Genomic DNA, 11,853 nt, shown 5'->3' on the forward strand with positions numbered 1-11,853 from the left:
GCGCGTCCGGGCCGACGTGCGGACCGGGTCACTCCGGCGGGTGTTCGGGCCCGCCGAAGTCCGGGCTGCTGAAGTCCGGGCTCGAATAGCTGGGGCGCGGCCCCTCCGAGCCCCGGTCGGGGCTGCTGAACCCCGGCCGGTGGTAGCCGAGGTGCGGCATCCGACCGGAGGTGCCGGCACCCGCCGGGGCCGGGCCGTACGTCCCGCCGGTCCCGGCAGCCCCGGCGTCGGGGTTTGGGGCGTTCGCCAGGGCGCTGCGGAGGAAGGGCACGATGCCGTGCTCCAGCAGGGCGTCGCGCCAGGCCGCGCGGGCCAGTTCGACCCGTTCGTCGATCTCGCGCCGCGGGGCGGCCCGCAGCGCCGTCGCGTTGTTGCGCAGTGCGGCGAACAGCAGTCCGGCCGCGGCGACGAGGATCGCGGCGGCGGTGATCGCGCCGAAGACCCAGCCCGTGGCGAGTAGGGTCCGGCCGATCGCCAGCCCGGGGCTGAACGCCCGCAGGGCGTAGCCGACGAGCAGGAAGATCACTGCGGCGGCCCCGGCGAGCACCGGTGCGAGCACCGCGAGGACGGCGAGGACACCGGCGCCCGTGGGCTCGGGTGCGCCGTCGGCCGTGGTGCGCGGGGTGGTGGCACGTGCTTCGGCGCGGACCGTGACGTAGGCGTCGTACTCGGCGGTGGCCGCGGCCGTGATCAGGGCCCGGGCTTCGACGGCCCTGCTGCGCAGCTGTTCGGTGTTCAACCGGTGGCTGACGGGTGCCAGTTCGGGATGGTGCGCGGTGGTGCGCAGCGCCTCGTCGAGGATCCGCTCGTACTCGGTGCGGTCCTCGCTCGACAACTGCCGCGGAACGCTGTTCATCTGCATCCCCCGATGCTCCGTAGGGCGTGTGGCTCACATGGTTGAGAGCCGTCGGGCAGAAACGGAGGGGAGCCTGCTACGGATGGGCCATGGTAGGGCCGGCACGGCGCACGGTGACAGGGGATTTCCGAAAATGGTGCCCCGGTGCCGCAGGATCCTCCGTTTCCGCGATCGCCCGCGGAACGTTCAGTCGTGCAGGGGGAGTTGCTGGACCAGCAGCTTTCCGGCCATGGTCACGCCGCCGTCCATGGCGATCGCGAGTCCGTCGGCGTAGACGTGCGGTCCGTGCACCACCGGGCCGCGGCTGTCGTCGTCGTCCTCGGAGCCGACCTCTCCGAGCAGGTAGGGGATGGGGCTGTGGCCGTGTACGACGCGGGAGCCGCCGTAGGCGGAGAGGAGTTCCCGGGCGGCTTGCGGTCCGGCTTCGTCGCGGAAGGCGAAGCGCTTGGTGAACTTCCGGAACAGGTCCCAACACTCGTCGGCGTCGTTGCGCGTCAGGGTCTCCCGCACCGTGTCGTTCACGGCCTCGATGGAGTCGCCGTAGTCGAGGTAGGCGGTGGTGTCCGAGTGCAGGAGCAGGTGGCCGTCCTCCTCCACCATGGCGTCGAGCCGGGACATCCACTGGAGGTGGTGGTCCTGGAGGCGGTCCATATCGGCCTTCTGGCCGCCGTTGAGCAGCCAGGCCGCCTGGAAGGTGGCGGTGCCCGCACCGGAGTTGACCGGCGTGTCGCCGAAGCGGCGGGCGCCGATGAGGAGCAGTTCGTGGTTGCCCATGAGGGCCTTGCAGTAGCCCCCGGCTGCGGCGGCCTCGGCGGACAGCTTCATGACCAGGTCGATCACGCCGATGCCGTCGGGCCCGCGGTCGGTGAAGTCGCCGAGGAACCAGAGCCGGGTGGTGCCCGCGGACCAGTTGCCTTCGGTGTCGATCAGGCCCTGCTCGTGCAGCGCGGCGACCAGTTCGTCCAGGTAGCCGTGCACGTCGCCCACCACGTACAGCGGGCCGGGGCCGTCCGGGGCGGGGGGCGCGGGGGCCGGAGCGGGGGACCCTTCCGGTGCCGGGAGGGTGTCGCCCCGTTTGATCACCGGGAGGTCGCGTTGGGTCGGGGTGTAGCCCTCGGGTTCCTCGCCGCCGTCGTAGGGCGGGGTGCCGCCGGGCGCGGCGGGGTGGGCGGCGACCGGCGCGTGCCGGTCACCGGGCGCCGGGTGCTCACCGGGCGCCCGGTGAGGGCCGGGTTCGGGGTGGGCGGGGGCGCTCGCGGGCCGGTACGGCGCGCCGTCCGGAGGCGTGGTGGGCTGCGGCGGGCGCGCCGGAGCGGCGCCCGGGTCCGCCGTGGTGCCCGGGTGCGGACCGGCGCTGCCCGGGTGCGGACCGACCCGTGGATCGGGCCGTGGATCGGGCCGGTCGGGATGGACGGGACCGGCCTCGTGTACATAGGCCGGCACCCGGAAGTCACGTACCGTCGGCGTTCGCACGACGGGTCCCTGACCTGCCCCCTGAGTCATCGACCCCTCCACCACCTCGCGCCGCAACTGCACCGGATCGGACTGCCTGGTCGCAGCGGCCCGCGGTGTCGTCCGCCCATCATAGGAATGCGGATCGCGCTGTGTGATGACCCAGGGGTGGTGAATCGGAACAGCGGCCCGGTTCACCGCGCTTTTCTCCCGAATTGGGCGGCGACCGGATGTCCGTTCACCCTCGGCTAGCCGGTGCGCGGCGAGCGGGGAGGGCTGACGGTGGTGCGCGGATGACGCCGTTCGGAGGAGGTGCGGACGATCAGTTCCGTGGGTATGACCTGCTCCATCGGATGGTCGGACTCGACTCCCTCGATCGCGTCGATGAGGAGTTGGACGACGGCCGTGCCGATCCGCCGCGGTTTGAGCGAGAGCGTGGTGATCGGCGGTTCCGTGGTGGCGTAGACGGTCGATTCGCTACAGCAGACGAGGAGCAGGTCGTCCGGTACGCGCAGTCCGTACCTGCGGGCGGCGGCCAGCAGGTCCGTCCCGTTGGGGTCGAAGAGGCCGTAGACCGCATCGGGACGGTCGGGCCGAGCCAGCAGACGGTCGGCGGCCACGGCACCCGCGCAGGGGTCGTGCGCCGGATACGCCTCGTAGACGGGGTCCTGCCCCACGCGCTCGCACCAGTGCAGGTACGCCGTCGTCGACAGGTGGGTGTAGGTGTCGGTGGTGGTGCCGGTGAGGAGCCCGATGCGGCGCGCGCCGGCTTCCGCCAGGTGGTCGAGGATGCCGAGCACGGCGGCCTCGTGGTCGTTGTCCACCCAGGCGGTGACCGGGAGCGAACCGGCGGGTCGTCCGTCCGAGACGACGGGCAGGCCCTGGCGGACCAGTTCGGTCACGACCGGGTCCTTGTCGGAGGGATCGATCACCACGGTGCCGTCGAGCGCGACGTTCGACCACACGTCGACGGGACTGCGGCGGGAGGTCGCCGGAAGGATGACGAGGGCGTACCCCCTGGCCAGTGCGGCGGAGGTGGCGGCCCTCGCCATCTCGGCGAAGTAGGCGAACTCGGTGAAGGTGAAAGGTTCATCCCCGTAGGTGGTCACGGTCAGCCCGATGAGGCCGGACTTGCCGGTACGGAGGGTTCGGGCGGCGGCCGAAGGGCGGTAGCCGAGACGGTCGGCGACCTCGCGGACGTGGCGCCGGGTCGCGTCGGGTAACCGGCCCTTGCCGTTGAGCGCGTCCGAGACGGTCGTGATGGAGACACCGGCGGCGGCGGCCACGTCTCTGATGCCCGCTCGGCCCGGCCGGCCGCCTCGGCGGGGGGTGTCCGCCCGGCTCACCTGGTGCTTCCCTGCTGCTGTCATGGCGTGCCGATAGTAGGGCTCAGACGGTGGGGTGGGGCGGACGGGGATCCACACGTTGACAGGCACGTTTCTGCATGGCATTGAGGGGCTAAAAGGGTTTAAACGTAAGGATGTTGAGGGATCAGCCAGGGAATCCAGGACCGTAGAGGGGGCTGGGCCTCGGCGGGGAGTCATGTCTCGAAGAGGTCTCAACTCACCTTGACGAGGGATGCGCGCCACGGCGCAAGCCAGGGGCGCGAGCTTCTTCGGCGCGCGCCGTCTCCGTGCGGATCGGGGTGGAGGAGCGGGCGCGTTCCCGGTCCGACGGCGGGTGACTCCCCCGCCGTCGGGTTCCGCGGGGGTTGTCTGGGGCGGGAATCCTCTTAGGGTGTGAAGCATTACGGTGCTGGTCGAGTCGCGAGGAGTTGCGTGGTGAGCGTGCAGAGTCCCAGGCTTCGGGCCGAGCTGGCGGGGGTCCCCGCCTACACGCCCGGCAAGCCCGCGGCGGCCGGCGGCCCGGTGGCCTACAAGCTGTCGTCGAACGAGAACCCGTACCCCCCGCTCCCGGGCGTGATGGAGCGGGTGGTCGCGGCGGCCGGAACGTTCAACCGGTACCCGGACATGGCGTGCACGGAGCTCATGGCCGAGTTGGCCGACCGGTTCGACGTCCCGGTGGGCCACCTGGCGACCGGCACCGGTTCGGTCGGGGTCGCCCAGCAGCTGCTCCAGGCGACGGCGGGGCCGGGCGACGAGGTGATCTACGCCTGGCGGTCCTTCGAGGCGTACCCGATCATCACGCAGATCAGCGGGGCGACCTCGGTGCGGGTGCCGCTGACCCCGGGGGAGGTGCACGACCTGGACGCGATGGCCGCGGCGATCACCGAGCGGACCCGGCTGGTCTTCGTCTGCAACCCCAACAACCCCACGGGGACGGTGGTGCGGCGGGCCGAGCTGGAGCGTTTCCTCGACCGGGTGCCCGACGACGTGCTGGTGGTGCTGGACGAGGCGTACCGGGAGTTCATCCGCGACCCTCAGGTCCCGGACGGCGTCCAGCTCTACCGGGACCGCCCCAATGTGTGCGTGCTGCGGACCTTCTCCAAGGCGTACGGACTGGCGGGCCTGCGGGTCGGGTTCGCGGTGGCCCACGAGCCGGTCGCGGCGGCCCTGCGGAAGACGGCGGTCCCCTTCGGGGTGAGCCAGCTCGCGCAGGACGCCGCGGTGGCCTCGCTGCGCGCGGAGGACGAGTTGCTGGGTCGGGTGGGTTCGCTGGTGGCCGAGCGGACCCGGGTGCAGGCCGCGTTGGGCGAGCAGGGGTGGACGGTGCCGGAGTCCCAGGCGAACTTCGTCTGGTTGCGGCTCGGGGACCGTACGGGTGACTTCGCCGCGGCATGTGAGCGCGCAGGGGTGGTCGTCAGGCCGTTCGCGGGGGAGGGCGTGCGGGTCTCCGTCGGCGAGACCGAGGCGAACGACCTGTTCCTGCACGCCGCCGAGGCGTTCCGCAAGGAGCTGTGATCACCGCCATGTAGCCGTACGAGGCTCCTGGCATGGAAGGCCCCCGGGCACCGAGACCTTCGGTTCCGGGGGACTTCTGCTGTTTGCCCCTGGGTTCAATGGGGTGCCTGGTGGTCATTCCCTCCAGTAAGGGGGCCCCCGGGTGCGAGGGGCGGAGAGGGGTAGGACATAATGCTTGTGAATGTGAACGCGTTCACAAGCGCGCCTGAATGGTCCCGTTATGCCGGAGATCAAAGGGGCAAAACTGCCGCTGTGAACACGGCACGTAAGGAGAAGGAGACGTGGACCTCGCTCTAGCGCCGGAAACCCTGTCGCGATGGCAGTTCGGCATCACAACCGTCTACCACTTTCTGTTCGTCCCTCTGACGATCTCCCTGGCGGCCCTGACCGCCGGACTGCAGACGGCGTGGGTGCGTACGGGGAAGGAGAAGTACCTCCGGGCGACCAAGTTCTGGGGCAAGCTCTTTCTGATCAACATTGCCATGGGTGTCGTGACCGGCATCGTGCAGGAGTTCCAGTTCGGGATGAACTGGTCTGACTACTCCCGCTTCGTCGGTGACATCTTCGGGGCGCCGCTCGCGTTCGAGGCGCTCATCGCCTTCTTCTTCGAGTCGACGTTCATCGGGCTGTGGATCTTCGGCTGGGACAAGCTGCCGAAGAAGCTGCACCTCGCGACCATCTGGATGGTGGCGATCGGCACCATCCTGTCCGCGTACTTCATCCTCGCTGCGAACTCCTGGATGCAGCACCCGGTCGGCTACCGGATCAACGAGGTCGCCGGGCGGGCCGAGCTCACCGACTTCTGGGCGGTCCTGAGCCAGAACACCACCCTCACCCAGGTCGCCCACACCCTGACGGCGGCCTTCCTCACCGGTGGCGCGTTCATGGTCGGCGTGTCCGCGATCCACCTGGTCCGCAAGAAGCACATCCCCGTGATGAAGGTCTCGCTGCGGCTCGGGCTGGTCACGGTCGCCATCGCCGGAATGCTGACCGCGCTGAGCGGTGACCGGCTCGCCAAGGTGATGTTCGACCAGCAGCCGATGAAGATGGCCGCGGCCGAAGCCCTCTGGGACGGTCAGAAGGCGGCACCCTTCTCCCTCTTCGCCTACGGGGACGTGGACAAGGGCCACAACACCGTCGCCATCGAGATCCCCGGGATACTGTCCTTCCTCGCCGAGGACGACTTCGACCACTTCGTGCCCGGCATCAACGACGTCAACGCCGCCGAGCAGCAGAAGTACGGACCCGGCGACTACCGGCCCAACATCCCGGTCGCCTTCTGGTCGTTCCGCTGGATGATCGGCTTCGGCATGGCCTCCTTCGGCATCGGTCTGCTCGGACTGTGGCTGACCCGGAAGAAGTTCCTGCTGCCCCCGCACATGAGGGTCGGCGAGGACGAGATGCCGAACCTCGTGCTCTTCCGGAACAAGGCGCTCCATGCGAAGTGGGCCCGTGGGTACTGGCTGCTGGCCGCCTGGACCCTGGCCTTCCCGCTGATCGCCAACTCCTGGGGCTGGATCTTCACCGAGATGGGCCGTCAGCCCTGGGTGGTGTACGGCGTGCTCCAGACCCGCGACGCGGTCTCCCCCGGTGTCAGCCAGGGCGAGGTCATCACCTCGATGGTCGTCTTCACCCTGCTGTACGCCGTCCTCGCCGTCATCGAGGTCAAGCTGCTCGCCAAGTACATCAAGGCCGGCCCGCCCGAACTGACCGAGGCCGACCTCAATCCGCCGACCAAGATCGGCGGCAATGACCGCGACCCCGACCGGCCGATGGCCTTCTCCTACTGACGGCCTACTCACGGAAAGGAGCTGAATCGTGCAACTCCACGATGTCTGGTTCGTCCTCATCGCGGTCCTGTGGATCGGCTACTTCTTCCTGGAGGGCTTCGACTTCGGTGTCGGTGTCCTGACCAAGCTGCTCGCCCGCAACCGACCCGAGAAGCGGGTCCTGATCAATACGATCGGCCCGGTCTGGGACGGCAACGAGGTGTGGCTGCTCAGTGCGGGCGGCGCCACCTTCGCCGCCTTCCCCGAGTGGTACGCCACCCTCTTCTCCGGGTTCTACCTCCCCCTGCTGCTGATCCTCGTGTGTCTGATCGTGCGCGGAGTCGCCTTCGAGTACCGCGCCAAGCGACCCGAGGAGAACTGGCAGCGCAACTGGGAGAACGCGATCTTCTGGTGCTCCCTGCTCCCCGCGTTCCTCTGGGGAGTCGCCTTCGCCAACATCGTCCGGGGGGTGAAGATCGACCAGAACAAGGAGTACGTGGGCAATGTCCTCGACCTGCTCAACGGTTACGCGCTGCTGGGCGGTCTGGTCACCCTGACCCTGTTCACCTTCCACGGAGCCGTGTTCGTCGCGCTGAAGACCGTGGGCGACATCCGGATCCGGGCCCGCAGGCTGGCCACCCAGGTCGGTCTGTTGACGGCGGTGCTCGCCCTGGGGTTCCTGATCTGGACCCAGATCGACAAGGGGGACGGCGGCAGCCTGGTCGCCATGATCGTGGCCGTCGCCGCGCTGGTCGCCGCCCTCGGGGCCAACCTGGCCGGACGGGAGGGATGGTCGTTCGCCTTCTCCGGCGTCACGATCATCGCCGCCGTGTCGATGCTCTTCCTGACGCTCTTCCCGAACGTCATGCCCTCCTCGCTCGACCCGGCCTGGAACCTCACGGTCACCAATGCCTCGTCGACGCCCTACACCCTGAAGATCATGACCTGGTGTGCGGGGATCGCGACCCCGGTGGTGCTCCTCTACCAGGGCTGGACGTACTGGGTGTTCCGCAAGCGGATCGGTACGCAGCACATCGCGGACCCCGTGCACTGATGTCCCGGGGCGGGACCCACACCCGCGTCCCGCCCCACCGCGCTTCCCCGGGTGTGTTTCACGTGAAACACCCCTGAACCGACCCCGAGGGTGTGTTTCACGTGAAACCGATCGACCCGCGACTGCTCCGATACACCCGCGCCACCCGAGGCTTCCTCGTCGCCGTGGTGGTCCTGGGCCTGATCGGGGCGGGGCTGGTCATCGCTCAGGCCATGTTGATCGCGGAGGCCGTGGTCGGCGCCTTCCAACACGGGCTGTCCGTGAAGGAACTCTCCACTCCCCTGCTCCTGTTGCTGGCCGTGACCGCGGGCCGCTCCGCCGTCTCCTGGCTCACCGAACTCGCCGCCCACCGGGCCAGTGCGGCGGTGAAGTCGGAACTGCGCGGGCGTCTGTTGGAGCGGGCGGGCGCCCTGGGGCCGGGTTGGCTGAGCGGACAGCGCACGGGCTCGCTGGTCGCCCTCGCCACCCGGGGCATCGACGCCCTGGACGACTACTTCTCCCGCTATCTGCCGCAGTTGGGTCTCGCGGTCGTCGTTCCGGTCGCGGTACTGGTCCGGATCGTCACCGAGGACTGGGTCTCGGCCGCCATCATCGCGGGCACCCTGCCGCTCATCCCGATCTTCATGATCCTCATCGGCTGGGCGACCCAGGCGCGCATGGACCGCCAGTGGCGGATGCTGTCCCGGTTGTCCGGGCACTTCCTCGACGTCGTCGCCGGGCTGCCCACCCTCAAGGTGTTCGGCCGGGCCAAGGCCCAGGCCGAGTCGATCCGCACGATCACCGGCGACTACCGCCTCGCGACCATGCGGACCCTACGGATCGCGTTCCTGTCCTCGTTCGCCCTGGAACTGCTCGCCACCCTGTCCGTCGCCCTGGTCGCCGTCACCATCGGCATGCGCCTGGTACACGGGGGCCTCGACCTCTACACCGGTCTGGTCATCCTGATCCTGGCGCCCGAGGCGTATCTACCGGTACGCCAAGTGGGGGCGCAGTACCATGCCGCCGCCGAAGGGCTGGCCGCCGCCGAGGAGGTCTTCGAGGTCCTGGAGACCGAGGTGCCCACCGCCGGAACCGGTGCGGTCCCCGTGGCGTCCGAAGGGCTGGAACTCCGCTTCGACGCGGTGACCGTGCGCCATCCGGAGCGCTCGGTGGACGCCGTGTCCCGGGTGTCCTTCGCCGTGTCGCCCGGCGAGACGGTGGCCCTGGTCGGGCCCAGCGGCGCCGGGAAGTCGACACTGGTCGCCGCCGCGCTCGGCTTCGTACGGCCCCGGGACGGGCGGGTGCTCGTCGGGGGCGCCGACCTCGCCGGCATCGACCGGGACTCCTGGCACCGACAGGTCGCCTGGGTGCCGCAGCGCCCCCACCTGTTCGCCGGCTCGCTCGCCGAGAACGTCCGCCTCGCCCGGCCCGAAGCGGACGACACCGCGCTACGTGCCGCCCTGCGGGACGCCGGGGCCCTGGAGTTCGTGGACGCGCTGCCCGCCGGGGTGGACACCCCGCTGGGCGAGGACGGAGCGGGACTCTCCGCCGGCCAGCGACAACGGCTCGCCCTGGCCCGGGCGTTCCTCGCCGACCGCCCCGTCCTGCTCCTCGACGAGCCGACGGCCGCGCTGGACGGGGAGACCGAAGCCGGGATCGTCGACGCGGTACGACGACTGTCGGTGGGCCGCACCGTCCTGCTGGTGGTGCACCGCCCCGCCCTGCTGGCCGTGGCGGACCGCGTCGTCACGCTGTCGCTGCCCGAGCAGGACGCCCCCGCACACCGTGCGCAGTCGGATGAGGTCGGGCCGGGCACCTCGTCCACCGGCGCGGGCATCGCCGCCGATCACGGGGCCCGGCAACGTCCCACCGGAGTGGACCTGCTCGCCGATCTCACCGACGGCGGGACCGCCTTCGGCGACGAACTGTTCCAGCCGGCGCGCGACCGTCAGGAGCCGCTGGTCCCGGCCCAGGGCGGTGCGGCGCCCGGGGAGACGGGACGCGTCGACGCCCGGGAGCGCGGGGCCGACCGCGGGAGGACGGCCGGCGCGTCGGGTACGGGGGCCGTGCTCGCCCGGGTACGGAACATGGCCGGGCCGCGACGGGGACGGCTCGCCCTCGCGCTGCTCTTCGGGAGCCTCGCCCTGGGCAGCGCCGTCGGACTGATGGCGACGTCCGGCTATCTGATCTCCCGCGCCTCCGAACAACCGCCCGTGCTCTACCTGATGACCGCCGTCACCGCCACCCGCACCTTCGGCATCGGACGGGCCTGCTTCCGTTACGCCGAACGGCTCGTCTCGCACGAAGCGGTGTTGCGGATGCTGGCCGACACCCGGGTGGCGGTCTACCGGCGCCTGGAACGGCTGGCACCGGCAGGGCTGCGCAAGACCCGCCGCGGTGACCTGCTCTCCCGACTCGTCGCGGACGTGGACGCGCTCCAGGACTACTGGTTGCGCTGGCTGCTCCCGGCCGCCGCCGCCCTCGTCGTGTCGCTGGGGGCCGTTGGCTTCACCGCCTGGATGCTGCCCGAGGCGGGCGCCGTGCTCGCGGTGGGGCTGCTCGCCGCGGGGGCGGGAGTGCCCCTGCTGTCGGGCGCCGTCGCCAGGCGGGCCGAACGACGACTCGCCCCGGCGCGCGGTGCGCTCGCCACCCGGGTCGCCGACCTGCTCACCGGAACCGCCGAACTGACCGTCGCGGGCGCCCTGGGCGAGCGCACCGACCGGGCGAAGCAGGCCGACTCGGTACTGACCCGGATCGCCTCCCGCGCGGCGAAGGCGACCGCGCTCGGAGACGGACTGACCACGCTGATCACCGGGATCACCGTCACCGCGACCGCCTTGGTCGCCGTGCAGGGCGTCGCCGACGGACGCCTGAGCGGGGTCGCCACGGCCGTGGTGGTGCTCACCCCGCTGGCCGCTTTCGAGGCGGTCATGGGCCTGCCGCTGGCCGTCCAGTACCGCCAGCGGGTGCGCAAGAGCGCCGAGCGGGTCCACGAGGTGCTGGACGCGCCGGTGCCGGTACGGGAACCCGCCGTGCCGGTGGCCGCACCCGACTCCCCCTTCCCCTTGCGGCTGGACGGGGTGCGCGCCCGGTACGAGGGCCAGTCGGACGAGGCGCTCGACGGGGTCGACCTGGTGCTCACCGAAGGCCGCCGGGTCGCCGTCGTCGGGGTCTCCGGCTCGGGCAAGACGACCCTCGCGCAGGTGCTCGCACGGTTCCTGGACCCGGTGCCGGGGGCGGGGACGTACAGCCTCGGCGGGGCGGACGCGGGTGCGCTGGACGGGGACACCGTGCGACGGTTCGTGGGGCTCTGCGCGCAGGACGCGCACCTCTTCGACAGTTCGGTACGGGAGAACCTGCTGCTGGCCCGCCGCGAAGCGGGAGAGGACCGGCTGCGGGAGGTACTGGCCCGGGTGCGCATGCTCGACTGGGTCGACTCGCTGCCGAACGGTCTGGACACCCTCGTGGGCGAACACGGCGCACGGCTGTCCGGCGGCCAGCGGCAGCGGCTCGTCCTCGCCCGGGCGCTGCTCGCGGACTTCCCGGTCCTGGTGCTGGACGAGCCCGCCGAGCACCTCGATCTGGCGACGGCCGACGCCCTGACCTCGGACCTCCTGGCGGCCACCGCGGGGAGCACGACCCTGCTGATCACCCATCGGCTGGCCGGGTTGGACGCGGTGGACGAGGTGGTCGTGCTGGACGCCGGCCGGGTCGTGCAGCGGGGCCCCTTCCGGGAACTGGTCGCCGTGGAGGGACCGTTGGCCCGGATGAGGGAGCGCGAGCGCGCGGTGGACCTGCTGGCCGCGGGGGTGTGAGCCCGCGCGGCCGGGCCACGGTCCGGGTGGGATCGTTGCGGTGACCGTACGCCCACCCGGGCGCCAC

General features: G+C 71.0%; 7 protein-coding genes. 4 read left to right on the plus strand and 3 right to left on the minus strand.

Translation table 11 applies throughout. The features are described 5' to 3' along the window. Positions 1-28: 28 nt before the first annotated feature. The 3 genes from ACFYOU_RS16440 to ACFYOU_RS16450 form a co-directional block, all read right to left on the minus strand. Positions 29-862: a hypothetical protein gene (locus tag ACFYOU_RS16440; protein ID WP_391306353.1), complete on the minus strand. Its 834-nt coding sequence runs from the start codon at positions 860-862 to the stop codon at positions 29-31. A gap of 180 nt (positions 863-1,042) precedes the next feature. Beyond that, positions 1,043-2,359 carry a metallophosphoesterase gene (locus ACFYOU_RS16445; protein WP_391306354.1) on the minus strand — a complete coding sequence of 439 codons (1,317 nt, stop codon included), beginning with the start codon at positions 2,357-2,359 and terminating at the stop codon, positions 1,043-1,045. Between the two features lie 197 nt (positions 2,360-2,556). After that, positions 2,557-3,678, minus strand: a complete 1,122-nt coding sequence (locus ACFYOU_RS16450; RefSeq protein ID WP_385485112.1) for a LacI family DNA-binding transcriptional regulator — start codon at positions 3,676-3,678, stop codon at positions 2,557-2,559. A gap of 411 nt (positions 3,679-4,089) precedes the next feature. Between ACFYOU_RS16450 and hisC the strand changes: the two genes are divergently transcribed. From hisC to cydD, 4 genes are all read left to right on the plus strand, one after another. Continuing rightward, on the plus strand, positions 4,090-5,169 hold the full coding sequence (hisC, locus tag ACFYOU_RS16455) for a histidinol-phosphate transaminase (RefSeq protein ID WP_391306356.1): 1,080 nt from the start codon (positions 4,090-4,092) through the stop codon (positions 5,167-5,169). Between the two features lie 281 nt (positions 5,170-5,450). After that, positions 5,451-6,959: a cytochrome ubiquinol oxidase subunit I gene (locus ACFYOU_RS16460; RefSeq protein ID WP_385485108.1), complete on the plus strand. Its 1,509-nt coding sequence runs from the start codon at positions 5,451-5,453 to the stop codon at positions 6,957-6,959. Between the two features lie 28 nt (positions 6,960-6,987). Then, positions 6,988-7,992: a cytochrome d ubiquinol oxidase subunit II gene (gene cydB / locus ACFYOU_RS16465; RefSeq protein WP_391306358.1), complete on the plus strand. Its 1,005-nt coding sequence runs from the start codon at positions 6,988-6,990 to the stop codon at positions 7,990-7,992. Positions 7,993-8,084: 92 nt separating this feature from the next. Next, on the plus strand, positions 8,085-11,786 hold the full coding sequence (cydD, locus tag ACFYOU_RS16470; protein WP_391306360.1) for a thiol reductant ABC exporter subunit CydD: 3,702 nt from the start codon (positions 8,085-8,087) through the stop codon (positions 11,784-11,786). Positions 11,787-11,853 lie beyond the last annotated feature (67 nt).

This window comes from Streptomyces sp. NPDC005955 (genome assembly GCF_042871255.1).
Lineage (GTDB): Bacteria > Actinomycetota > Actinomycetes > Streptomycetales > Streptomycetaceae > Streptomyces.